The organism is Rhodohalobacter mucosus (assembly GCF_003150675.1).
GTDB classification, from domain to species: domain Bacteria; phylum Bacteroidota; class Rhodothermia; order Balneolales; family Balneolaceae; genus Rhodohalobacter; species Rhodohalobacter mucosus.
Genome location: NZ_QGGB01000002.1, coordinates 492,762 through 518,124 on the forward strand (window position 1 = coordinate 492,762; position 25,363 = coordinate 518,124).

Here is a 25,363-nt window from a genome sequence, read left to right on the forward strand (position 1 = left end):
GGGACTCTTCCCCCTTCCCATGTTGTGATTCCCTCCGGAAAAGGGTGACTTTTTCGGTTCAATCCCTTTTATCGAATTCAGCTTGGTGTGGCAGGTAAAGAATCAGATTTTCGGCTTTGGCCAGTCCATCCACATGGCCCGCGAGGGATTCATCATCCGTAACAAAATGCATATGCAGGTTTGTTGTATGATGAGTAAAAACTCCGTGGTGAGAGTCAGACCAAAACCCGAGCAGTTTGGCTGATCGGTTTTCCAATACCCCGTGAGGACCTGATGTTCGGTGCTTTTGATGAGTGTGAACAGGGTCGTCTTCCGGCCAGTCGATAACGTGCCAGCTTAATTCGCCGAACTTTCCTTCAAGTAAAAACGGAAATGGCCGACCCATATCCAGACCATGCTCCCCTGCTTTGGTTTCAATGATCTTCTGAAGCTCTTCCAGCGTTTCAATATCACCGGGCAGGTCGATTGGGTCCCATCTTTCAACAGAGGCAAGAATCAGCAGATTGGCCTTTTCTTCAAATGCATCAATAAACTGTGCCTTATCATCACCGCCATTCCGGGTTGAGTAAGATGTTCCATCTAAAATCAGGATTTCTCCCTTGAGATTTTCAAACGCACCCAGGGCATAGAGATGATCCCGCTTCTTATAGTCTGCAAGATTCGCATTTGCGGAGATATCTCCCTGCTGAATAGTAGCGCGAAGTGCGCCGAAATACTCCACGGAATAGGCAGATTGCGCCAGCGAGGACTGAGACTGTAAACAGAGACCCAGCAGGACAAAAAGAATCAGGGTTCGCATCATTTAATTATAAATTCACGATTGTCTTAGATATTCATTCCGCAAAAAGATAACCAAATCGCTAGAACCGATAGGTGAAATCTATTCGTTTCAGGGATACCATTGCCGGCCATGTGTTTCCGCACTAAAAAAAACGTGACGATGGGTATATGAAGAAAAAAACACTTAGCATCTTTAGCATCAACCGCGGTGAACAACTTTAAGCAAAATCCTCTACCGCCACCTGGTATGCGTGAATGGGATTATCGCGGTCGCCTTCGTACTCTTCATTGTAGTGAGAGACCTCTTCCAGTATTTTCTTTACCGTCTCCTCACTCTGAAATGAAAAAAACAGTGTGGAGTAAATCCCTTTATCGGGCTGGGAAAACCATGTCCGGATATCCGGTTTATGCTTTTCCGTACGGAAACCATACATCTCGGTTTCGCTGTAAACGGGCACGTTATTGCGGGTCATCATTTTGCGTACTTCATCCGAAAACTCCGCAATGCTTAATATGATCAGAAGTTTCATTGGAATTGTGGTTTTGTGTTTTTGACATGAGACCCTGTGGATCTTTCTGTCTTTGCTATCAATCTCGAAGGATCTCTTCCGGCTTCAGACGGTTTTTCACCATGAAGTAAATTAACGGTACCGTAATCAGGGTAAGGGCGGTGGAAGCTATTGCTCCGCCCATCAGTGAGATCGCCAATCCCTGGAAAATGGGATCGAACAGAATCACAATGGCACCGATCACAACCGTTCCTGCGGTAAGCAGTATCGGCATGGTGCGTACAGCCCCGGCTTCCACTACGGCATCCTGCAGCGTATTTCCCTGCCGCAGGCTGATTTGAATAAAGTCGATCAGCAGTACGGAATTCCGAACCATAATTCCCGCAAGGGCGATCAAGCCGATCATGGAGGTAGCGGTAAAAAATGCTCCCGCAAACCAATGGCCGATCAGAATCCCGATCAGCGAAAGCGGAATGGCAATCATCATGATAATGGGAACACCAAAATCCTGGAACCATCCCACAATAAGGATGTAGATAATCACCAGCACCACCGCAAATGCAATGCCGAGGTCCCTGAATACCTCGAGGGTAATCTGCCACTCTCCGTCCCACTTTACGGTTACATCTTCGCTGCTGAACGGCTGCCCTGCATACTGCTGCTCCAGGCTGTATCCTGCAGGCAGCATGATGTTGTCCAGCTGATCACGTGCATCCAGAATGGCATAGACCGGACTTTCTATCTCCCCGGCTACTTCTGCCGTTACATACACCACGCGCCGCTGATTTTTTCTGTGGATGCTTTTTTCAAGAACCTTCTCTTCGAGCTCAACCAGATCCGTTACAGGGATCATGGCACCGGTTTGCGATTGCACGTGAAGCCCGCCCAGCTCTTGCACTCCGGCACGATCGGCCTCATCCAGCTTCATTTTAATAGGCACCTGTGAGGCTTCATTTTCACTGTAGAGCGAACTCACCGGTCGCTGCCCCAGAATCATACCGAGAGATTCGGTTACCTGATTCGGCATCACGCCCGTCACACCTGCTTTTTCGCGCTGTACCGCGAACCGGTACTCCGTTTGTTCATCCTCTACCATCCAGTCCGTATCCACGATTCCGGGCGTTGCATAAAAAATCTCTTTGATCTCCTGACCAATCGCGCGCTGCATGCTGATATCCGGACCATACACTTCCGCAACAAGCGTGGAGAGTACGGGCGGGCCCGGTGGAACCTCAACCACTTTAATGTTCGCATTGTATTTCCGGCCAACTTCCTGTACCAGCGGCCTCATGCGCTTGGCAATGTCATGGCTTTGATCGGACCGCAGGCTTTTATCCACCAGGTTTACCTGAATATCAGCCACGTTTGCTGACTGCCTTAAATCATAGCTGCGTACCAGTCCGTTGAAATTGATCGGTGCATTTGTGCCTGAGTAGATCTGATAGTCGTACACCTCGGGTATATCCAGTAAAACAAGACCCGTTTCCTGCGCAATGGCCTCGGTGCGTTCGAGGGTTGTGCCTTCGGGCATGTCAATAATGAGCTGAATCTCATTCTTATTGTCGAACGGAAGCATTTTCACTTCCACCCAACGAACATAGAAGAGCATCATGGTAGCAAATAATACGGCCGTTGTACCCAGTAAAAACACCCACCTTTTCCAGCTGCTCTCCATAAGCGGGCGCATTGTTTTGTCATACATTTTGTAGATCAGGGTATCCTCAAGCCTGTATTGTTTTCCTGACCCCTTTCTTGACTGCACACGTACCGCACGAAGCAGCCGGTAACCGAGCCACGGAGTTGCAATCAATGAAATGATGAGTGAAAGGATCATCGCTACGGTTGCACCTATTGCGATCGGACTCATATATGGCCCCATCAAACCTGAAACAAATGCCATCGGGATGACTGCGGCAATCACCGTAAAGGTTGCCAGGATGGTTGGATTTCCAACCTCATTGATTGCATAGATCGCAGCCTGCTTAAACGGCAGATTTCTCATCTTGAAATGCCGGTGCATATTCTCTGCCACAATGATGGAATTATCCACCACGATACCCGTCACAAAAACAAGGGCAAAAAGGGTAATCCGGTTCAGCGTATAATCGTACATATAGTAGAAGAAAAGCGTCAGCGCAAATGTTATCGGCACGGAAATAAATACAACCAGAGCACCGCGCCACCCCATAGCCAGGAATACGACGAACGAAACGGCAAGTACGGCAACCACAAGGTGAATCAACAGTGTATTCACTTTCTCTGTTGCCGTCTCGCCATAGTTTCGCGTCGTTTCTACCTTAATATCTGATGTAATCACCGGGCCGCTCAGCTGTTCAACCATCGCATCGATCTGGCTGGCTATAGCCATGGCATCCGCGCCCTGTCTTTTGGCTACCGATATGGATACTGCAGGATAGGAACGGCCCGCTTCTAGACTCTGCTCCAGGGCAGATACCGGGCCTGGCACATACGAGACGTACCTGGCAGGCTCACCCGGCCCGTCTTTGATCTCGGCAATATCGCTTAGCATAATCGGGTCTCCCTGTCGAACATCAATCACCAGAGACCCTACATCCCCGGCCGTTTCAAGAAAGTTGCCGGTCTGAACCCTGAACTGCCGGTCGTTTGCTGCAAACGAACCTGAACTGAATTCACTGTTCGACGCCCGGATAATTTGTGCAACCCGAAGCGGATCGATCCTGAACGAGGCCATTTTGGTTTTATCCAGAATAATTTCCACCGTTCTTGAGCGTCCGCCGTGAATTTTTGTCTCTGCAACATCTACAATCGACTTTATTTCGTTATCCAGCTCCTGTGCTACCCGCCGAAGCTGATAGTCGTCGTGCACATCGCTCCAAAGTGTCAGCGTTACAATAGGGACATCATTTATAGACCTCGTCTTGATAAGCGGCATGGTTACCATGTCCGGTTTGGTATCCATGAACTTCATTATTTCATTATAAAGCCTCACCAGGCTTTGTTCTACATTCTGGCCGACATAAAACCGTGCTGAAACCATCGCCTGTTCAGGCATCGACGTGGAATAAACATATTCTACACCCGAAATATTTGATAGTATTTTCTCCAGCGGAATCGCAATCCGGTTTTCAACTTCAAGGGGTGATGCACCAGGATATCCAACAAAGATATCGGCCATGGGCACATCGATCTGCGGTTCCTCTTCACTTGGTGTCAGCCAAACCCCATACACACCAATCGCTATAAAGGCGATCATCAATAGCAGCGTCAGTTTTGAGTCAATAAATGACTGGGCAATTTTACCCGCTAATCCGGTTTTCATTTCTATGCGTTATTCAATGTTAGATTTCTTTGCTGATTTATCTATTCTGATCCTTTTCATCTTACTCTCAGCGCCTGCCCCTGGCGAATTAAATCCGTGGGACCCAATACATACTTTTCACCCGGTTTTAAGCCTGTAAGCACCTCGACCTGTTCTCCGCTCCTTTTTCCGAGACGAACCCATCGTAATACGGCGCGGTTATTGTCGGTAATTGAGTAGATACCCGTTAGCTGTCCTCTCTCCACTACAGCTTGTATGGGTATGTAGAGGGCTTCCGACGGGTTAATGCTTACATGAATTTCTGCAAACATTCCCACTTTCAGCCTGCTGATCTCTTCTTCATCTTCCAGGGCAGCTTCAATGGCGTATTGCCGGCTCATGGGATCGCCCGCACTGCTCACAGCTGTCAGCCTCGCAGGAACACCGGCTAAGCCTGCAGATGATATTGTAACGCTTACCTCTGAACCCTCTTCAATCTGACCAATTTCACTTTCAGCGACCGACGCGGTAATTTTCACATTTGAGGGATCCGAAACGGCAACAAGCGGATGTCCGGGAGCAGCCATATCACCTTCTGAAACAAATTTCCGGCTCACAATTCCATCGAATGGTGCACGTATCACTGTGTAAGCCAGCATTTCGTTTACCTCGTTGAGTCTGGCTTCCAGCGCTTCCAGATTGGCTTTGGCAATTTCATACATCGTTGAAATGTCATCCAGCTCCTTTGATGTTGCGCTATCTTCAGCATATAGGTTTTTTATCCTGTTATAATTGGTTTCGGTGTTTTCCATATTGGCCCTCGCCTGCACCAAATTGGCTTCGATCTGTGATTTTTGAGCCCTGATCTGATCATCCTTTATGCGAATCAGTATGTCTCCTTTTTTAACCTCGTCACCCACGGTTACGGGGACAGCCGTTACGGTTCCCATGACGATTGTACTAAGGCTGGCCTGATTGTCACTTTCAACACTGGCCGGGAAGGTGCGGTCTGAGTAGGCGAGCGACATGCCGGCAGTTTCAACATCAACCGCAACCGGCTCCTGTTCAGGCAAGGCGGCGTCATCTGTTGAGCAGCCTGAAATGAGGAAAACCATCAGAAGTGTTGTATGTACTATTCCTGCTTTGAATTTCATATCCCTGTTTATTTTGCTGATCATTGGTATTCTACGTTGTTTAAATCCTTTTCTAACAGCATCTCAAGTGCTGCAATGCTCATATTGTATTTATAAAGAGCCATTATGTTTTTCAGCCTGGCTTCGGCCAACTTTGTTTCTGCCTCAAGGAGGTCCGTGATTCTTTCCATGCCTTCATCGTATCTGTTCGACCTTATTTTTACATCCTCGGTTGATTGCGAGATAGCTTCCTCCGTCAGCAACAATTCTTTTTCCGCATGTTCCAGATTGCGATAAGCCTGACGCACGCGATTTTCTGTTTCAATTCTATGGCTCGCCCGCATGCTCACCGCTTTGTTGTAATCTGCGGTCGCTTCCATCACTTTCCCCGCATTGCGAAAACCTGAAAATATGTTCCACTTTAAATTGGCGCCGATCATGTATGAGTTCGCATTAAGGCCTGCAAAATCAGGATCGTTGTATTCATAGCTGCCAAACAGATTTATTTTGGGCAAAAAGCTATACTTAGCAGCTCTTGTCATCTTTTCAGCTGCCTTTACCCTTTCTTCAATGGCTCTCAGCTGGGCGTTATCAACTTCTATCAGGCTCAGGTCCGGTACATCAATAGCTTCTCCTGATGATATCATATCATCTGCAGGCTCTACAGGCCTGGAACCATCCATTCCAAGTAGCAGCGCCATCTCCTCACCGGCATGCTTTAACTCATTCTCCGCATTTATTTTTCTGCTCTCCATTTCCAGCTCATACACTCGTGCGGCAAGAAAGTCCTCCCTGCTTAATATTCCCTCTTCAAAATAGTTCTGAGCCTGTCTCCTGTGTTCCCCTGCCGTTTCCAGAGCGGTTTCCAAAACATCGAGCTGACGTCTATGAAGGATCAGGCTGTAATATTGATTCTGAACCTCGAAACGGATGTGCCTCATTGTTCCATCTTGCTGTTCATTTGCCGAGTTAAGCCGGTTTTTCACAGCACCCCGCTGCATGATCATATCGGGGTTGAAGATTGGCTGTTGAACTTCCAGTCTGGCACTGAAATTTTCATATGGGTCCGGATTGTTAAGGAGTGCCGGATTGAAATCCTGCTGGGATACCAATTCCTGCTTCAGCTTAAACCCGAATACATTCAGCGGGTCGTTTGTGGATATCGCATTGTATTCGAACGAAAGCGTGGGTAGAAATACGGCGTTGGTTTGACGGTACTGTGCCCGCGCCTTCATCACATCATATTCTGACTGATCAATGCTGAAATTATTCTCCATGGCGGCAGACATCGCCTCTTGCAGTGTTAAGGAAAGTGGTTCCCTGCTTTTTGCCGTTTCCTGGGATAAGAGCGTATCAGGTGTCAGTAACAGCATCACCATCAGGCCCAGGCAGACAAAGCATATGTGCTTAACATTCATGTTGGATTGATTATTTATTATTTAAAAAGTTTTATAGTGTTCTTCGGATCCGGAATTAGATAGTAATCTGCAGGAGAATCAGGATTCATATGCAACCGGTCGTTTTCCTGCAACCCACCCTGAATAGCCGTCATCAAGTTTCCAGGCTCTGTAGCCTTTTTTTCTTAAGTAAGAGACTGCTTCATCAGCCATTAAACAAAGCGGGCCCCGACAATACGCCACTATTTCACGGTCTTTCGGCATCTCACTGACTCTTTCCCTCAGAGTGCGATTCGGTATGGATACTGCACTTTTTATATGACCTTTTGTGTACTCCTTCTCCGGGCGTACATCAATGATGTATATGTCTCCTTTTTCAACCCGGCTGATCAATTCTTGATCGCTGATGGTATGCAGCTGATTTCGACGCTCTCTGTAATCGCTCAGAAGTTTCCGTATTTCACTATTCTGCATAAAACCAAGTTCTCTTAGTGAGCACCATGTATTGTAAACGTGCTGCCCTGCAAGCTCATAGTAGATGTACTTTCCTTCCCTGTTGGTAGTCACCAATCCTGAATTCTTAAGCACCTGCAAATGCTGGGATGCATTCGCAACAGGCATGTTCGTTTGTTCAGCAATGTACTCTACCGGAAAAGCCCCCTGAGCCAGCAAATCGATGATTTCCAGACGATGCGGATTACTAAGTGCTTTGGTGACACTTGCCAGCTGCTTGTACAGGTTGGTTTTCAGTTTTCGGGTGTCCATCGGCAAAACGTATTCATTCAATAATTTTGTTGAATGAAGGTAAGAAGGAGAACTGAAACATTCAATAATTTTATTGAATGATCTGCTGCTGTTATCATCTTCAGGTACTTTCCGCCAACCGAGGCCTATTCATGAAGTCCTCTGAGAGCTAAAAAGCGCTATGGCTGAGGTGTGAGGAAACTCTGAAGCATTCAACCCTGGAAAGCGATCTTAGGCAGAGAGAGGCCTGAGCCCAAAGAGACAATTTTTTGAAAGGCACATCATCCAAAAGGTTCTATGTCTCAAATCCGGGAAATAAAATTGAATCCCTGAACCGGCCAGGGATTCAATCGGTTTATTCCTGTCCTTTTAAAATAGTACAGACAGTTCAACGAAGAAGCGCCTTCCCGGCTCATACAGGGCGTTGCCTGACGGGTTAACGCCCGGATTGAACCTGCGGTTCAGGTGTTCGTAATAGGTTTTATCAAACAGGTTTCGCACGCCGCCGGTAAGGGAGATTCCACTCTGCACCAGTACACGCGTCTGAATATCTGCAAGCCAGAATCCCGGTGTTCGCGTTTCTGCAAATTCGCTGTCAAACCGGGTTTGAGGCAGCACTCTTCGCACGCTCACTTCCGGCATCACTTTACCTGCCAGGAACGCTCCACCCGTCTTAATCGACGCCTCGAACGGGGGTATTTCCGCAACTGCAGAGCCGTCGTCCGCATAGGCTGCGTAGGTGTATGAACTGCTGAAACCTGCATACCAGGCGTTTGCCAGGTCTATGTCAGCAGACAGCTCGAACCCTGTAAACCAGGCGTTGCCGCGGTTTCTGAATTCACGCACACCCGGAGCCATCATTCCTACCGGTGCCACATCCGGCAGAAACACGGCCGAGATGTAGTCGGTCATGTAGGAAGCAAACAGATTGGTTTCGAGCCGGAACCGGCCGAAGTCGGAGGTTAGAACGAAATCAGCCTGATTGTTGGCTTCCGGCTTCAGATCCGGATTACCCGCATACTCATATCCATCGCGCCCGATGGTGAGGAAGTTGATAAACCGTTCTGTAACATCGGGGCTTCTCACTCCGCGTCCGATATAAAAACCGGCTGTTGTGGTTGACGACAGCGGCCTGGTAATTCCACCGCTGATGCTCAGATTGAGATACCCGGAACTGTTATCACGGTCCTGAAACCTGGGAGCGGGCTCATCTATATCCGCCATATTATAATCGGCCCGAAGCCCGGCAGACAGCGTCCACTCGCCTGCAAAGTACTCCATACCCGAATAGAGTCCCAGATTGGAGACGTGTGCTCCCTGCCAGAGATTGTATTCCATATTCTGGCCGGCTCTCATCCCGGTTTTAAACTCCACGAAGCGTGTGCCGTCAACAAGTTGGTTATCCAGCCCGGCTGCAATGGTGAATGTACCGTTTGTAAACAGACCCCTGGCCTTCGCGTGAAAACCTGCCGACTCCGTTTCAGCAAGCGCCACTGCACTGCGGTCGGCAAATGAGCTTCGGTCGAAATTATTCATTTCATGGTCCACCAGGCTCCAGTAACCGTTCAATTTTATCTCCCGAAACACATCGGAGCGTGCGGGTGTCCATTCAAAGCCGGATTTCAGCTTGTAGGTATCATCCTGGGCCATATCCATTCCAAGTGCCGGAAAATCTGCGTCTCTGATAAACGATTGCGACCATCCTGCGCTCAGCCGGCTGTTTTCGGCAACATGAACAGATCCTTCCAGTCCATAATCAGCTGACCTGAAACCTGCCGGCACGACCGTACTGTTACCCGCCGTATAATCATCTGTCCCCGACAAACCGCCGCTTAATAGAAGGCTCCATTTTTCATCGCCTGTTCGAAGCCGCAGATCGGTTTTTCGGTGACCTGTATTTGACTCATATCCTGCCCTCAGGTCTCCGCTCATGGTGAATTCCGTCATGACCGGGGTTTCGTGGGGAACGAAATTAACCGTTCCCCCGAAGGCGGGACCGAATTCCAGGGCGTGCGGGCCGCGGTGAATTTCAACCCGTTCAATATCGCTAAGGCGAATGTGAGAGGTCGGAGGATCCATACGGTTCGGGCAGGCTGCAGCCGTAGTGGTGAGTCCATCGAGGCGGACGTTCAGCCTGCTGCCGCTGAGTCCCCGCAACACAGGGTCGATACCGAAACCGCCCCTGCGAATCCCCGATGCGTTCCCGGCTTCTCTTAAAAAAGCACCGGAATCGATGGGCAGCAGCGCCGACCCTTCCGGATCCAGTTCGTTGCCCGGAGTGCCCATTTCGCGGTGAGCAAGCACCGTTAACGGACTCATCGTGGAAGCAACAGGGTCGAGCAGAATATCGACTGAAGCATCTAGTGCATCGGCTGACAGATGAAGGGTCCCGGTTCTGAACCCGATATGGGATACACGAAGATGGATCTCCTCGCGGGCAGCGGGCAGGGTGATGGTGAAGGATCCATCTGACCCGGTGACCGTTATCCTTTGCTCTGGCATCAGAGTTACGTGAGCTCCCGCAATAGGTTCGCGGGTATCGGAAGCGCGTACGGTTCCGGAGACTTCATTTTCTGCATACAGGTTAATGAGATCCGGGCTTTCAGCACATGTATCAGACAGAGTGATATCCGGCAGCAGCATACAGAGTGCTGCCAGCACTATAAAAAATTTAAGCGTAGACATAATTCTTCCTTTTAAATTTCTGAATTAAACAGGCCGGAATTCATTCATCATGAGACCGGCGTACTTTTTTCGTAATGGAGGGTGGAATGAACTATGTACGGGGCGGGTGAAAAATATCGTTTGAAACGGCAAGCGTTTCCGGATCCATAAACGCCCTGAAATGGACCGTTTTCTGATTGTGCAGCTTCAATTGTATAAAAGCTATCAGAGCGTTTTTATCGGGTGTATTATAGAGAATGTGCTGCTGTTTACTGCTATTGGTGGTACAGCTGCAGACGGACGGGGCTTCTCTGTCTCCATGATTCTTGTTCATGGCGCAGTGGCATGGCTTCTCTCCGTTTTCGGCACCCATGGTGATGTCGCACATCTGCGCTTCTCCTTTGTGTTCCTCACCATGCATGCCCATCGAGCAGCCAATGCAGTTGCAGGTGCGTTCGGGGCGTTCATAATCTGTAAATTCATCCAGACCCGCCTCAATTACCTGGTGGATCTCCGTAAGAGACATCAGCAGAAGCGGAATGAGCAATATGGTGAACAAAATCCTCATCATTTCTCAATATAAGAGTAAAATATCTTAATTATCGACTGCCGCATCAAAGATCAGGGTATCCCCTACTGAAATATGTTTTGCATGCAGATAGCACATTTTAACTGTTTGCTGTCAACATCATCCAGAGGGAAACTTCCATTCAATGAGTGATTTTTGATTTAAAAACTTGTCCTTATGTATTTCTCGCTGAGTTTCGCGGATGAAACGCTGAGTTGCGCAGATTTATATACACAGCGTTCCCCGCGGCTCCTCTGCGTACGCTGCGGTTAAAACAGTAGTCGTTCAGCTTACAATCTTTGGAATAAGGTCCGGCTCTATTGATTTCTCGTCCCATTGGGATCCCTGCGGGGCAGAGTCTCGTCGCATAGCGATCCCTAGGGGCAGATGAATCGCGGTGTTTCGCAGATCTCCATACAAAAACACTGTGCTCTCTGCGCCTACTCAGCGTACGCTGCGGTTAACACAGTAGTCGTTCAGCTTACAATCTTTGGAATAAGATCCGGCTCTATTGATTTCTCGCAGAGTCTCGCAGATGAATCGCAGAGTTTCGCAGATTTACGAATATATTGCACTATTCCCTACAATGTAAATAATCATTCTGAATGCTATAAGCTGTAACTGATAGCTAATAGCTGACCGCTTCACCCGTCAAACCTCTTTGTATCCAGCTCATCAGGAATGGGGCTACCGTTAACCAGGTGCTCCGCCAGGAAGCGTGCCACATGAGAAGAGAAGAGCAGGCCTTTGGAGCCCATGGCCGTGTAGATACAGAGATTGGGATGTTCCTCATGGCGGCCGATCACGGGCAGCTTGTTCGGTGTGGTGACGCGGACTCCGGCCAGCTGGCCTTTTATAGTAACCTTCTCTGCTATGCCGGGCAGCATTTTGGCGAGCTTGCCGTGAATCTGTTCCGCCGCCCTTTCGGTCACAGACAGATCCTCAAACTTGTGTTCATAGGTGGATCCCACAACCAGGTCCCGCTTTCCGCGCCTGAGCGTATACCCCATTGCCGAAACGGCATGGTCCCAGTTCAGGTCACGGTCTGCCTCGTATCGGACGATCTGCCCTTTCACACGGTGCAGCGGCAGATACTGCCAATGATTAAAGAAAGGCGTCTGTTCTCCGGCGGCGGCGATTACATGGTCGGCAGTAGCAGTCTCACCCGATTCCAATGTAATACGATAGGCATTCCCATCAGGAACGGATTCATAGCGTGCCGCTTCATACCTGCAGGCCGCTCCGTTCAGCCGTAGATGTTTCCTTAAGGCGTTCAGGTAGCGGTCCACAAAGACCGTGAATCCGCAGTCCAGGAAGAGGGCGCCGTAATTCGGGGCAATATTCGGGTTCAGATCCGATACTTCTTTTTCGTCCATCCAGCGAATCCAGCCGTCCGGCCACTCATATTTTTCAAGCGACTCCCGGAAGTTCACCGCAAGCTTTTCGCTGATGGCGGGCCGAATCACTCCCGTATCGGAGATGAGCAGTTCGCCGTTGTGATCTTTTTGAACGACTTCAACTGTTTCACGGAGTGCCTTCATGCACGCTTCCGCCTCCCAGCTCATCCGCGCATGGCGTCCGGTTGCCGGGTTCACCAATGCCGCAGGTGCGCCGGGTGACTCCTCCGAAACATGCGGGTCTATCAGCAGAACTTTTTTCCCGTGTTTCTGAAGCTCAAGGGCGATGGCTGTGCCGGCAATTCCGGCTCCGAAGATGGCCGCGAAATAATTACTCATTGATCATCACTCCTCTACTGTGGTTTACCATCATTTGTTTTCTCCGGCTATGTCATCCGGACTAAACTGAACGATCTCGGCATTCAGAGGATCTGTAAAGTACACTGTCCCATCCGGAATCGGGGCCATCTGATGGAGGATCATCTCCTGCGCTGAATGATTGAACCGGTAATGATGCACCATAGAACCGGATTCGTCATACACCAACAGGCGCTGCCGGATCTCTTCCGCCTCGGTATGGGTGGCTGTGAGCACATACACCAGCCCGTTGGCCGTCTTCATGTCGAATGCATACTCAAGCGGGTACATCGTATGCGGCCTAGACTCCTCATTGATACGTACTACCAGATCAAAAATGGGAGACGTCACCGTTTCAGGCAGCGGGCGGGTCCAGACCAGATCCCCATCTTGACTGTAGTACCGTAGTTCACCCAGTCCGTTCATCATCAGTAAATATCCCTCGCCGAAAGCCTGCACAATAGCTTGGTTTTTCAGGCGCGGGGTTAATTCTTCTGAAGCCAATGCCGTTCTCTCAGCTTCAATATTGACTCTTTCCATAATGAGGGGTTCCGGCTCCCCAAAAACACTCACAATATTTGCTTCCTCATCCCGACCCAGAATCACTGCCAGCGCATCCTCCTGTCCCTCCGTGGCAACCAGCAGACGCCCATCAGGCAGCATCGCTTTCGACTGGTAATTCATGTATTGCGCATAGGGAACAGAGGCCATGAAGTTTCCCTGCAAATCATAGAAATCAAAACGGAACATGGCCCGGTTGGAGACCACAAACCGTCCGTTTCCATAGATGAGGTTGCCGGCTCCTCTCATCTCATCCCACTCCCCGGGTCCGCTTCCGGTGCTTCCAAAGCTTCCTGTCTCTTCCCACTCCTCATTCATCAGCAGCACGCTGTTTCGTCCGCGGTCCATCACTGCGAATCGGCCATCATCAATGCGCATGATTTCAGTAGGACCGGCCAGCACGCCCGACTCCGTATCGATCACGGTAGTGAGGCTGTTCGAATCAACATCAGTGACGGTAACCGCGTCGCGGTTTTGCGGCTCCCCCTGTCCGCCGCAGCCTATTGAAAGCAGAATGGCAGGCAGCAAAAAGGTTGCAAAAAAGCAGCGTGGTAACGTCATAACTGAAATGGGTTTAACATCAATAGTAACAGAATTTTTGGTCCGCTTAATCTAATGTTCACTCCCCGGACTCACAACCCCGCCCGGGAGCTCATTCTGCGCAAAAGTGTACTCCCCTACCGGCTCGCCCCCAATCAGGTGTTTCTGAATGATCTCCTCCAGCACTTCCGGGGTGCACGAATGGTACCATGTGCCTTCGGGGTAGACCACCGCAACGGGTCCGCGCTTGCATACCCTCAGGCAGTTGGCTTTTGTGCGGAAGATGCCGGATTCGCCGTCCAGGTTCAGTTCCTTAAGCCGTTTCTTCAGAAACTTCCATGACTTCAGCCCCGTCTCCAGCTTGCAGCATTTGGGTTTGGTCTGATCTGCGCAGAGAAAAATATGCCGCTTTACCGTAGGGATGTGCAGCTCGTCCGCTTTCTTTTGAAGTCTTCTAAGGCTTTTCTTTTTCATTGCTTTCCTGATATACAGATTAATCTGAAAGGTACAAAAATGAGTCCGTCTTACACGGACGGGTACAAAATTATGCATCTAGCGCTGTACCGCATCGACCCCATTGCTTCACTTTGCGTACAAGAATTTTCGCGTTTCCTAAAAAATTACCACCTTAAAGGATGTGCTGTAACGTCTTGCCATAAAATTATTTAATTCAACTTTCACGTTATGAAACCATTCTCACCATCTCTTTTACTGTTCTGTTCTGCTCTTATTTTGCTGACCCTGTTGTCCTGCACGCAGGAATTTGACCCAACAGCCGGCGAACCCGAAGTGGTAACCGAGGGCTTTCAGTTTACCGAAGGCCCCTACTGGCATTCCGATGGATACCTGCTGTTCAGCGACATTCCCGCAAACCGTATTTATAAGTGGACGCCAGGAAATCCGGAATCGGAGGTGTTTCTGGAGCCGAGCGGGAATTCGAACGGCATTGATGCGCGTCCAGACGGCACGCTGCTTCTGGCTCAGCATGCGGGAATGGTATCGGAAGTGACCGACAGCCTGACCACAACGCCCATTGCTTCGGAGTATAACGGCATGCGCCTGAATAGCCCCAACGATCTGACGGTCAGGTCGGACGGATTGATCTACTTCACTGATCCAACCTTCGGCGTTTCCGATGAGGAGCAGGAGCTGGATTTTGCAGGCGTATACCGCATTAATTCAGACGGCAGCGTGGAGCTATTGTACGACCGTTTTCGTCTGCCAAACGGGATCGCTTTTTCACCCGATGAGTCCTATCTCTACATCAATGATTCCGATACGGGACAGATTCTGCGGTTTGAGGTGCTCGATAACGGCAATATTGAAAATCCGGAACCCTTTGCGAATGTAGGAGCCCTGGCGGAGATGGGCGGTTCTGACGGAATGGTAACCGACACCGACGGGCGGCTCTACACCACCGGCCCGAACGGACTCATCATTTACGACCGTGACCGGAACGTAATCAAGCGAATTCCCTTTGATCACCAGATTACCAACCTGGCCTGGGGCGGAGATGAGCTGCGGGAGCTTTATGTGACCTCACCTTCGGCTATTTACCGGATTCCGATGAATACGCAGGGGTGGTAAAATGGATAACCGGTGCGCCAGTCAGTTTACTGATCCAGCGGGCTTTTAACGCCCTTTCCGCCTTTGTTTAATACATGGGTGTAGATCATGGTTGTTTTCAGGCTTTTGTGACCCAGCAATTCCTGCACCGTTCGGATATCGTAACCGTTTTTTAAAAGGTGTGTGGCAAAGGAGTGGCGAAACGTATGCGCAGATACTTTTTTTCTGATTCCAGCTTTACGTACGGCTTTTTTGATTTCGCTGTTAATGGATTGCGGGGATTGATGATATCTGTGGCGGAATCCCGAACGAGGATCCTTTCCAATTTTTTTTGACGGAAAAAGATACTGCCATTTCAGATCCCCGGATGCATCCGGGTATTTTCTGGATAGGGCATGGGGCAGCAGTGCCTCCCCCATTCCCATGGCAAGATCTTTCCTGTGCAAACTGTGCACTTTGTCTATCTGACTCCTGAGCTGCGTGACCAGGCTTTCCGGCATCATGGTTACCCTGTCTTTAGCTCCCTTTGTATTCCGAACCTCGATTTGCCTGTAATCAAAATCGAGATCCTGAATCCGAAGACGCAGGCATTCTGAAATACGAAGGCCGGAGCCGTAGAGCAGCCGAACAATCAGCCCTTTTACTCCTGTCAGTTCAGTCAATATTTGTTTGGCCTCATTTTCTGACAGCACTACCGGGATATGCTGATAGCGTTTTGCAGATGTAATATTATCAAGAATGCCAACGGGTTTTTTCAACACTTCCCTGTATAAAAACACCAGTGCACATAACGCCTGATTTTGTGTTGATGCGGCCACATTCCTCACATTGGCCAGATGATTCAAATAGTTCACGACCTGCTTCTGTTCCACATCGAGAGGATGTTTCATATCGCAGAAGATCACAAAGCGTTTTATCCACAAAATATACGACTGCTCCGTTTTGTAGCTGTAATTTCTGCGTCTGATTTCCTGTTTTACAGAATTGAGAAGTCGGCTCATCGTGCTTTTAAATGTATGAACCCTAAATTGTCAATCCCTTACAAAAAATCTTCGATAATAGGCCAAAAATGAAAGTAGTTATCGAAGATGCTTATCGTATTTTTTTGGGCCTCTTTCGCTGTTTAAGCCTCATATAGTTGTATGAGAATGAAAATTTTGACATTATCATCCATATGCAATGTTGCTAATACATATGTTAGTCGGAAAGTACTCAGCCATTGTAGTTCTGGACGTGATTCGGTTTGGTACATTTAGTGTTTGGCTTCGGCCCCATCAAAGGAGGCCAAGTAGATGCTCCGCCTGTCTTGAAGTTGAGTCTGCCCTTGTTCAAGCAACTCCTTGAGTTTGCGTAAATTCTCCGCAACGGCCCGGCGAATGCGCCCAACAGCCAAACGTTCAAGAATCCTGGGGTAACCTGTGCGGAGTGTTATCTCGTCAATCAGACGTGTACCGTTAGCGACGGACTCAAAACGCAAATGACGCTCGAACGTAGGTGAACTGCCAGGCATAGATTTGATAGACAAGCTTTGCCCCGGTTCGTAATGGATCATTTCATAACGCTGGCTGTCCGTTTTACGTGTTTGATAGTAACGTGCACCACGTTCAGGACCGACCCCATTTTCCTGGATTACTTTTATCACAAAATAGTTCCATTTTGGCATATTCCTCATATCGGCCACAAACTCAAACACGTCATTGATTGACGCCTGAATCTCAATTTCATTTTGAAATTTCATACTGCTTGCGCCTCCAATTCAAGGTTTGCGTTTATGCTGAGGGGAATACGATTTTCCAGCCGCTCCTTTGCACCGGGATCATGACTTGGCAGATAAACAATGCGATGCTGCTCAGCGTATTCCAGGATCTTTTGATGAGTCTCTTGTTGAACGTCCGGATCGGCTCCGATACCATCAACTTTTTGCTCAATGAGTAATTCCTCAGTGTAAGAGGTATCTCCTGCGAACATGATAGACAGATCATCTTCATCCAGAATCACCGACAGATGCCCCGGGCTGTGTCCGGGAGTTGGTACAAGATGGATATCCCGTGCTTGAGTGAGTGTATGATGACCAGCAAACGGCCCAAATAGTTCCTGGCTGCTAAAATCAATAATTCGTGGCTTAAACCAATCAGGCCATCGTTGATTGAGATAACCGTTCATCCTTCCCTTGATCCCGGTGGACATTTCCCACTCTTTAGATGAGACAACAAACTCGGCATTTGGGAAATGATGCAGTCCACCATCATGATCCTGGTGCAGATGGGTCAGCACAACCCAGCGCACATCATCTGGCGACAAGCCGATTTTCTTTAGCTGTGGTCCCACTTCCTGTTCCGCTGTCATTTTGAATTTGGCAGCACGTTGCACAAGAGGCATGAATGGTGGGAACCAAACATGTTTATTGGCGTCCTCCGGAATGCCGGTATCAATAACAATGAGACCCTCCTGATGTTCTATCACCCATACATAGATGGGCAGCCACTCGGTAAATTCGCTGTCTAACAGGGTGTTTTTAAATCGCATGAGACCGTTACCGCGACCAATACGCCAATTTTTTGTGATTTTTACTTTGCCGGTTTCTATCGCATGAATTTTCATTTTAGATCCTCCATTTATGTTTATTTAAGTCCTACGTTTTGAATAAAATTCTTTACCTCGTATTGAAAAAACTCGTCTACATCCGCGATGACGGGCTGTATCAGATCGAACAGTTCAAGCATGATATGACCATGCATCTTCACCCAAGCTGTCGCTGCTAAATACAATGCAGGCAAAGGCAAGTTATGACCATCCACTTCTGTCAAATCGTGCAGCGATTGTTCTAAAGAGGGTGGAAAATTGTGATAATGAGTCCGCAGGTCGATCTCCCCGCTTTCAATCGCCTCGGAAAAAATTTGGGCAGTAACAAGAAAACTGCGGCGTGCCGGTGGATAGGTAATACCTGTTGGTTGCGAATAGCCGGGTATTGGATTTCCATAGAGTAATTGGAAATCAGTGGGATTACTGAGCGCCCACCCGCGGTAAGCGTTAGCTACAGCGGTTATTCGTTCTGCAGACGTGGTCAGCTCCGGATTATTAATATCGGCTTCAATAGTGTCTGCCAATTGTGTGAACGCATCCTCAATCAGGGCTGTGATAAGATCGTTTAAGCTGGAAAAGTAATAGTAAAGGGCCGAGGCCGTCATTTTCATCTCTCGAGCGATGGCACGTATTGAAAGGCCAGAGGTACCTTCTTCAGCCATCAATTGCCGAGCAGTACTTTTAATTTCATCGCGTGTGATATCACGAATTTTTTCTCGCCTGGAGCGTGTCATAAATATTTTATTACGGTTATAGATTTATTTGAACATTGTTCAATAAACTTAACACCGTTAGAATTGCTTATCAAGGGAAACTTCCGAGATCTAAAAAATTGCTCGGTTAGTCGAAGTGTATATCGTAGAATGATATAGCAAGCTGTTTCGGCTTGGCCTCGACCTTACAAACCAGGGTTCCGGTCCGGCTAACCAGCGCATTAAGGGGACGTAATTCGCCTATTCTTTGCCTCTCTTGGATTTACAACTCATCTTTCTTTATTTGCTAATTTAACATTCATGCGTGCACCCCTTATGCGCAAGGCCGTTATACCGCATAATCAAACTATGATGAAGCCACTAAAAGAAAATTTCATTCATTTGATACAGCTTCTGGCATCTTTAGAGAAGCAAGATCGTTATCAAGCTGAAGTTGATGTAGATATTTATGATGAATTTATCTGTATGTGGTTTGACGATTTTTACAGCAATGAAGCTCGTGAGCATATCCGGCCATTACTTAGCTCAAAAGAGAGAAAATATGTTGACGATTTTCATGAATTTTTCCAGACTCACGAATCTAAATTACCAACAAGCTATGCGGAATTACGCGAATCACCGGCTTGGAAGCAGGTTAGAGAAAAAGCTGATGAAACATTGAGGGTTTTAAATTGGAATACCATTAAAACGAAATCTAACTTCGGGGCGGTATAACATGCGTGTTTTACAGCTGATCTAAAGACTTGCTATGAAAAAGTCAGATATAAGAATCACTTTTAATGATGAGCAAATTCATATCAATGGAGCACACAAAATAAGTTGGAAAGAAATTTCTTCGGTCAAAGTTTTCAAAAGAGATCTTCTTACCGTTGATGAAATTTGTATGGAAATAGGCACAAAGGAGGGGAAATTGTTAGAAGTCAGCGAAGAGATGACTGGCTGGGATGATCTAGTTAAAAGTATAACCCACTACCTAGAAGAGTGTACTTCATTCGAAGAATGGTTTCCTAAAGTTGCTGATCCTCCCATGGAAACGAATTTGATAGAAATCTATAACTCAAAAAACCATGCGGTATAACAAAGTGGCTCAAGCGGACGAGTTAGCGTTTAAAACTTTAGCAGAACTTATCGCCTCGCCGCTTAGCCACCGAACCGTTATACGTTGTATTATTTAAATGTAATTCATGAAGACTTGGAGAGAACAAATTGCTGACTATTTAGTTCGTGTTGCCCACTCAATTGGAGTTGATCCGCTTTTATTGGTTGGATTAATACTCCTGCCAATTATTATTTACCGAGCCAGAGAATTGAAAAATTTTAAAGAGCAAGAATTATGGAAAAAGCTATTTGATATTGGATTTTGGATTGGAGCAATAGGGTTTTTTCTCTTATTTGCTTTCATCAAATTTGCAGATTAAAACCTTTAATCATGGCATTAAGTGGTCTGCTTAGATTTGAGCTTTTAAAAATCGGGGCTTTGTTATTAGCATTTCTCGCTTTTAAAATAATTCAACATTTAGAATGGCATAACCGATAAACCTCCAAATCGTTATACGGTTAAAAAATAATTCGATGAGTGATACTTATAAAAATTACCTGCAAGATCTGTCTTTTCTCATAAAAGAGCGTGCACTTAAAGCAAATGAAGATTTAAAAAAAGCATCTGATGAAGAAGAAGCTTTTACAGCAGGTTATTTGGCTGCTTTTCATCATGTTATAGAAATAATGAAAAATCAGGCTGTTTCTTTTAATATTGATGAAAATGAGATTATGCTTGATGACTTTGATCCAGACAAAGATCTAATGTGTTAAACGTATAACAATGCGTTTTAAGCTGACTCGTTTAGGATTCGGGACTTCAATTTAAAAGCTCGGCTCGCAGCTTAAACGCTGGCCCGTTAGCCTCCAATGATACAATATGGGAGTAGCCGAAAATTTTAAGGAATTTTGTGATAATTTAATTATTGACTCAAGTACCAGGTCAACAATTTCATCTAGATATAAAGCCATTACAACTAGATTGAATTCAGATTTTTGGAGTAGTCCTGATGATTCATTGTTTAGTAGATATGTCGGGTCTTACGGTAGAAATACAGCGATAAGCGGGGTTAGTGATATTGACATGATTTTTGTACTTCCTGATCACATTAAATCTAAGTACGATTCTTATACTGGAAATGGTCAATCTTCACTTTTACAATCTGTAAAAAGTTCTATCTCCAAAACTTATTCAACTACGAACCTTGGAGCTGATGGCCAAGTGATTCAGGTAAGTTTCTATGACGGTATCATATTTGAAGTTGTTCCTGCTTTTCAACATGATGACAAATCATATACTTTTCCAGATTCTAATAACGGTGGTAGATGGAAAAAAACTGACCCGCATCCTGAGATCAATGAAATACGAATTAACGATCCTAAATTAAACTATAACCTTAAGCGGTTATGTAAAATGACTCGTTCTTGGAAAGACAATTGTAATGTACCAATGGGTGGATTACTAATAGATACTTTAGCTTTGAAGTATCTTAATCAGTGTTTTTATAAAGACAAATCCTATTTTTATTATGATTTTATAGTTCGAGATTTTTTCAAGTTTCTTAAAGACCAAAATCCAAATCAAAATTATTGGTTTGCACTTGGAAGTAATCAGTTGATCTTTAGAAAAGGTAATTTTGAATACAAAGCTAAATTAGCTTACAATAAATCACTCGAAGCAATTGAACTCCAAAATAGTGGTAAAAACTGGTCCTCAAATCAAAAATGGAGAGAAATCTTTGGAACAAAATTCCCAACATAGCAAAATCAAAATCCTAGAAGGTCAAATTCGAGAATGTTACGGTCGAGTAGTTTATTCTCATAAAACACATGAAAAGTGTAGTGACATATTATTAAGTAAGCATTCAAATATTAAAATTTGGCAGATAATACTTTCTGCACTTGCGACAGGAGGAATTATCTCAATTCTATTTGGTAGTGGTAATGTAGGAGTAGTTCTTTCTGGGTTGCTATCAACAGCTTTACTAATTATCAATAGTTATACAAAGGACTATGACTTAGGTGAAATTGCCCAAAAACATAAACAAGCAGCTAACGAATTATGGTTAATAAGAGAACAGTATTTATCACTACTTACTGATTTAAAGATCGATGCAAAAGATATATCATTGATTCAAAAAGAAAGAGATCAATTATTGGATAAGTTAGGCACTGTTTATGAAGGTGCACCAAGCACTTTACCTAAAGCTTACTTAAAGGCTCAAGAAGCATTAAAAAAGCTAGAGGATATGACTTTTAGTGATTCAGAAATTGATGCTTTTTTACCTGATGAATTAAAAAGAGGCTAACAAAGCAAATTAAGCGGACTTGTACACTGATTGCTTATTGGTTAATTGCTTGTTCGTTGTAAAAATCATATTCATTAACTAACTCCTAAGCGGTAAGTACAAGCCGCTTATTTGCCAAACCGTTAAGGCCCGGCAGGCGCGTTGGGTTCTGTCAAATGGGTGCGGGTTGGTTGCTTCTCTAAAAATCCCAAAAAGTCCGCCGCTTTCAGCTCGTTTTTTGGTGTGCTTCTTAACAGTTTTTCCCAAGCAAAACGGGGCGCCAATGTACTCGTTCAAAATTTCTGCCTGTAATGTGGGCAGGCCTCGCGTTGGTAAAGATCGTCAGGTAGCGCGAAGCGCCGAGATTTTCCGGAAAAGGCGGTCATCTTCAGGGTTTTCCCCAGAGCGTGGTGGCGGCTCATTGTTTTAAAAATTTTTCTCATTTAGCTGTGGCCACCTTGGGCATTGGTTTGTGTTGCAGTTGTCCGGTGTCCCCTGTCCTTTTCAGAAAGATGCTACTTGTTGGCTGGCAGCTATGAACGCGGGGCCTGCTGTGCCTTTTCCGGGGTTTTCCCTGGCGCCCTTCGCCACGGTTGGCTAATACCATCTGTTGGGTTCGGATCTGTTAACTGCTTGGTAAGCGTTGTTTGTGAATCCTCGAATCGACAGCTTTCCAACGCCTGCCGGTTCGAATCAACGTTTCGTGGCTGTTAAAGGGCTCCGGTTTTGGCAGGGTTTACAGCTCGTGGGTCCTTCCGTGCCTTAACAATGCATTTTAAGCGGACGGGGCAGAACGCTGAGTGCTTGCCCCAAGTTTCTGATTTGGTTCGGTTTTACTACATTAAACCAGCGGCGGAACACCCCGCCGCTTAAATGCTGGGCCGTTATTTGCCTACCCTCCTCTAGAATTTAGAAGCTAATTCAGAATTCGTTCATCAATTGCAGATTATACGTCAATGACGTACTTTTCCTGAAAACTAACCGTTACTAAATGGAGTTCTTTGAAACGCCCATTTTTACGAAGCTGATTCAAAAACTGATTTCAGATAAGGAATATCACCTGCTTCAATTGCAGTTGTCTGTCCGGCCGGAGTCCGGAGATATTATCAAAGGAAGCGGCGGCATCCGAAAGCTGAGATGGGCCGGATCTGGACGTGGAAAACGAGGCGGCATCCGTGTGATATATTATTACTTCACCGAGGATAATCAAATTTATATGCTTTATGCATATCCGAAGAGCAAAAAAGACGATCTCACCGCAGATCAATTGAAGCAACTGAAACAACTGGTTGAGGACCAACTGTCATGAATGATGAAATGTTTAATGAATTACTTGAAAGTGTGAAGCAGGCCGGAAACATGCGGAAAGGCAAACGTAAACCGTCCAGGTATACCGTGATTGAAGAGCCTGATGTTGTGGCGATCCGTGAAAAGTACGATATGACCCAGCAAGAGTTTTCTTCTCTTCTTGGAATTAGCGTGGGTACACTCAGAAATTGGGAACAAGGAAGGCGAAAGCCACAAGGACCGGCAAAAGTGCTATTGAAAATTGCTGAAAAGAGACCCAAAGCAATTTTAGATTCTTTATCGTAAGCCAATCGTCAAATAACCAGCGGCTCAACCGGACGGTATTTGTATTTCAGTCATTGGAAAGCTGTTTGATCCGCCGGTTAGCCGCTAAACCGTTATGCCGCTTACCCTAAATTAAAATCATGAACAAACTTTTAAATCAGATTTTTGGGTTTCAAGAGCCTGTAGATCAAAAATTTTATTTTACTGTTGGCTTGTCACTCATGCTTGGCAAATACCTTGTAGATATGTTTGTCATATATATGGTTGCAGGCATTTTCTGGACACCGATTGATTACTTAATTCCTCTTCTTGAAGTTCGAGCTGATAAAATTTCGGAGTTCCCGCTTTGGTTTTATTTCACTTTTATTATTTGGACTCTACCTTTTATTTGGGTAGGTGTTAGCATGACTTATCGAAGGGCTATTGACGCAGGTAAATCACCATGGTATGTTTTGGGATTTTTTCTGCCGGTACTGAACTACTTAGTCATGCTGTGGTTATGCATTCAACCTTCCAAGCCAATTCAAACAGGAAAAACAGATCAAAAAAATACATCTTCAGAGGATCGGTTTAAACATGCACTTATAGGTGTAATAGCAAGTATTATTGCCGGTATTGCTGTTATTCTGATAGCTGTTTTCATATTTGACAGTTACGGTTTATCTGTATTCGTTCTTGTACCGTTTTTGATAGGCTTGATTGCAACCTATTTGTTTAATGCAAAAGGAATTCGAAGTCTTAAAGAATCCAATTGGGTTGCGTTTATTGCATTGGGAATTCTCAGTGGATCAGTAATACTATTTTCTCTTGAAGGCCTTATTTGTGTAGCTATGGCTCTTCCTCTAGCGATTCCTATAGTTTTTTTAGGCGCTGTTCTGGGGAGAAAAATTGCGACAAATCGTGTCTCATATTTACAAGGTGGTTTACCAATTCTGATTTTATTCCCTGCCTTTTTAGCGTTTGATTCAATTTCTCCCCAATCATCAACATTTTCGGTCACAACCTCTGTTGAGATTTCTGCTGATATTAATAAAGTTTGGGATAACGTGATTGAATTCAATGAAATTGAACAAGATCCAGAGTGGTTTTTCAAACTTGGCATCGCTTATCCCGTTCGAGCAACCATTGAAGGACAAGGTGTCGGGGCAATTCGTTATTGTGAATTCTCAACTGGCCCGTTTGTAGAACCTATTACTGTTTGGAATGAACCAGTCCACCTTGCATTTGATGTCATTGAGCAACCTGCTTCCCTACAAGAACTGAGTTTCTATGATAATGTGAACGCGCCGCACATTCATGATTTTTTTCGATCTACAAATGGAGAGTTCAGATTGACCTCAGTTGACAATAATAAAACATTACTCGAAGGCACAACATGGTATAAGATGGAAATTTATCCACACTTTTATTGGCGCCCTATTTCAGAATGGTTGGTCGGAAAAATACATGAAAGAGTTTTGAAACAGATTGCATTTCAATCCGAAAATCCGTGGCATAACAATGCAAATTAAGCGGACACGTTTGCGTTTAGTAGCTTACATTCAAGTACTTAGCCGTGCCGCTTATTTGCCAAACCGTTATAAATCAAGAACTCAACATTCTTACATAAACAGATGACCTACGCCCTTAGATGAATCAAAAATACTCCTTCTGCTGCGCAATTTTTTTAACAA

At 46.0% G+C, this 25,363-nt stretch carries 25 protein-coding genes; 10 read left to right on the forward strand and 15 right to left on the reverse strand.

Annotated elements, in window-relative coordinates; all coding sequences use genetic code 11:
• Positions 1-58 precede the first annotated feature (58 nt).
• The 11 genes from DDZ15_RS03030 to DDZ15_RS03080 all read right to left on the reverse strand — a co-directional run bounded on the left by DDZ15_RS03030 (position 59) and on the right by DDZ15_RS03080 (position 14,404).
• Positions 59-802 (reverse strand): acetolactate decarboxylase, encoded by a 744-nt coding sequence (locus DDZ15_RS03030; protein WP_109644694.1) that lies wholly within the window; start codon positions 800-802, stop codon positions 59-61.
• A 196-nt stretch (positions 803-998) separates the two neighbouring features.
• Positions 999-1,310: a hypothetical protein gene (locus DDZ15_RS03035; RefSeq protein ID WP_109644696.1), complete on the reverse strand. Its 312-nt coding sequence runs from the start codon at positions 1,308-1,310 to the stop codon at positions 999-1,001.
• A 58-nt stretch (positions 1,311-1,368) separates the two neighbouring features.
• Positions 1,369-4,590, reverse strand: a complete 3,222-nt coding sequence (locus tag DDZ15_RS03040) for an efflux RND transporter permease subunit (protein WP_109644698.1) — start codon at positions 4,588-4,590, stop codon at positions 1,369-1,371.
• A 56-nt stretch (positions 4,591-4,646) separates the two neighbouring features.
• The gene (locus DDZ15_RS03045; protein WP_158278611.1) at positions 4,647-5,723 is read right to left on the reverse strand and encodes an efflux RND transporter periplasmic adaptor subunit; all 1,077 of its coding nucleotides are present in this window, start codon (positions 5,721-5,723) and stop codon (positions 4,647-4,649) included.
• Between the two features lie 20 nt (positions 5,724-5,743).
• Positions 5,744-7,120 (reverse strand): TolC family protein, encoded by a 1,377-nt coding sequence (locus tag DDZ15_RS03050; protein ID WP_109644702.1) that lies wholly within the window; start codon positions 7,118-7,120, stop codon positions 5,744-5,746.
• 78 nt (positions 7,121-7,198) lie between these two features.
• Positions 7,199-7,864, reverse strand: a complete 666-nt coding sequence (locus tag DDZ15_RS03055; RefSeq protein ID WP_109644705.1) for an ArsR/SmtB family transcription factor — start codon at positions 7,862-7,864, stop codon at positions 7,199-7,201.
• 348 nt (positions 7,865-8,212) lie between these two features.
• Positions 8,213-10,528: a TonB-dependent receptor domain-containing protein gene (locus tag DDZ15_RS03060; RefSeq protein ID WP_109644707.1), complete on the reverse strand. Its 2,316-nt coding sequence runs from the start codon at positions 10,526-10,528 to the stop codon at positions 8,213-8,215.
• Between the two features lie 91 nt (positions 10,529-10,619).
• Positions 10,620-11,078, reverse strand: coding sequence for a hypothetical protein (locus DDZ15_RS03065; protein WP_109644709.1), 459 nt, complete (start codon positions 11,076-11,078; stop codon positions 10,620-10,622).
• Positions 11,079-11,719: 641 nt separating this feature from the next.
• Positions 11,720-12,811 (reverse strand): NAD(P)/FAD-dependent oxidoreductase, encoded by a 1,092-nt coding sequence (locus tag DDZ15_RS03070; RefSeq protein ID WP_109644711.1) that lies wholly within the window; start codon positions 12,809-12,811, stop codon positions 11,720-11,722.
• Positions 12,812-12,841: 30 nt separating this feature from the next.
• Complete coding sequence (locus DDZ15_RS03075; RefSeq protein ID WP_109644713.1) at positions 12,842-13,951, reverse strand: NHL repeat-containing protein; 1,110 nt, start codon at positions 13,949-13,951, stop codon at positions 12,842-12,844.
• 51 nt (positions 13,952-14,002) lie between these two features.
• Positions 14,003-14,404 carry a (2Fe-2S) ferredoxin domain-containing protein gene (locus DDZ15_RS03080; protein WP_109644715.1) on the reverse strand — a complete coding sequence of 134 codons (402 nt, stop codon included), beginning with the start codon at positions 14,402-14,404 and terminating at the stop codon, positions 14,003-14,005.
• A gap of 210 nt (positions 14,405-14,614) precedes the next feature.
• Here DDZ15_RS03080 and DDZ15_RS03085 point away from each other — a divergent pair, with 210 nt between their 5' ends.
• Positions 14,615-15,517, forward strand: a complete 903-nt coding sequence (locus DDZ15_RS03085) for an SMP-30/gluconolactonase/LRE family protein (RefSeq protein WP_109644717.1) — start codon at positions 14,615-14,617, stop codon at positions 15,515-15,517.
• A 26-nt stretch (positions 15,518-15,543) separates the two neighbouring features.
• Here DDZ15_RS03085 and DDZ15_RS03090 read toward each other — a convergent pair whose 3' ends face one another.
• The 4 genes from DDZ15_RS03090 to DDZ15_RS03105 form a co-directional block, all read right to left on the reverse strand.
• A complete protein-coding gene (locus DDZ15_RS03090; RefSeq protein ID WP_109644719.1) occupies positions 15,544-16,497 on the reverse strand; it encodes an integron integrase in 954 nt (317 codons plus the stop codon).
• Positions 16,498-16,748: 251 nt separating this feature from the next.
• Entirely contained in the window at positions 16,749-17,234 is a 486-nt protein-coding gene (locus DDZ15_RS03095; RefSeq protein ID WP_109644721.1) for an SRPBCC family protein, read from the reverse strand.
• The gene (locus DDZ15_RS03100; protein WP_109644723.1) at positions 17,231-18,097 is read right to left on the reverse strand and encodes an N-acyl homoserine lactonase family protein; all 867 of its coding nucleotides are present in this window, start codon (positions 18,095-18,097) and stop codon (positions 17,231-17,233) included. The genes DDZ15_RS03095 and DDZ15_RS03100 overlap by 4 nt, the downstream gene beginning before the upstream one ends.
• 20 nt (positions 18,098-18,117) lie before the next feature.
• On the reverse strand, positions 18,118-18,813 hold the full coding sequence (locus tag DDZ15_RS03105) for a TetR/AcrR family transcriptional regulator (protein WP_109644725.1): 696 nt from the start codon (positions 18,811-18,813) through the stop codon (positions 18,118-18,120).
• Between the two features lie 327 nt (positions 18,814-19,140).
• On the opposite strand from DDZ15_RS03105, the gene DDZ15_RS03110 reads away from it, so the two are divergent.
• The 9 genes from DDZ15_RS03110 (at position 19,141) to DDZ15_RS03150 (ending at position 25,201) form a co-directional block, all read left to right on the forward strand.
• Complete coding sequence (locus DDZ15_RS03110; protein ID WP_146198500.1) at positions 19,141-19,506, forward strand: hypothetical protein; 366 nt, start codon at positions 19,141-19,143, stop codon at positions 19,504-19,506.
• A 34-nt stretch (positions 19,507-19,540) separates the two neighbouring features.
• Positions 19,541-19,870 (forward strand): hypothetical protein, encoded by a 330-nt coding sequence (locus DDZ15_RS03115; protein WP_109644730.1) that lies wholly within the window; start codon positions 19,541-19,543, stop codon positions 19,868-19,870.
• A gap of 106 nt (positions 19,871-19,976) precedes the next feature.
• Positions 19,977-20,210, forward strand: coding sequence for a hypothetical protein (locus DDZ15_RS03120; protein ID WP_109644733.1), 234 nt, complete (start codon positions 19,977-19,979; stop codon positions 20,208-20,210).
• 154 nt (positions 20,211-20,364) lie between these two features.
• Positions 20,365-20,604, forward strand: a complete 240-nt coding sequence (locus tag DDZ15_RS03125) for a hypothetical protein (protein WP_109644735.1) — start codon at positions 20,365-20,367, stop codon at positions 20,602-20,604.
• A gap of 106 nt (positions 20,605-20,710) precedes the next feature.
• Positions 20,711-21,592 (forward strand): SMODS domain-containing nucleotidyltransferase, encoded by an 882-nt coding sequence (locus DDZ15_RS03130; RefSeq protein ID WP_109644736.1) that lies wholly within the window; start codon positions 20,711-20,713, stop codon positions 21,590-21,592.
• A complete protein-coding gene (locus DDZ15_RS03135) occupies positions 21,570-22,139 on the forward strand; it encodes an SLATT domain-containing protein (RefSeq protein ID WP_109644738.1) in 570 nt (189 codons plus the stop codon). The genes DDZ15_RS03130 and DDZ15_RS03135 overlap by 23 nt, the downstream gene beginning before the upstream one ends.
• Before the next feature lie 970 nt (positions 22,140-23,109).
• Positions 23,110-23,427: a type II toxin-antitoxin system RelE/ParE family toxin gene (locus DDZ15_RS03140; protein WP_109644740.1), complete on the forward strand. Its 318-nt coding sequence runs from the start codon at positions 23,110-23,112 to the stop codon at positions 23,425-23,427.
• The gene (gene nadS, locus DDZ15_RS03145; RefSeq protein ID WP_109644742.1) at positions 23,424-23,711 is read left to right on the forward strand and encodes a NadS family protein; all 288 of its coding nucleotides are present in this window, start codon (positions 23,424-23,426) and stop codon (positions 23,709-23,711) included. The genes DDZ15_RS03140 and nadS overlap by 4 nt, the downstream gene beginning before the upstream one ends.
• Positions 23,712-23,830: 119 nt before the next feature.
• Positions 23,831-25,201, forward strand: a complete 1,371-nt coding sequence (locus tag DDZ15_RS03150; protein WP_109644744.1) for a DUF805 domain-containing protein — start codon at positions 23,831-23,833, stop codon at positions 25,199-25,201.
• Positions 25,202-25,363 lie beyond the last annotated feature (162 nt).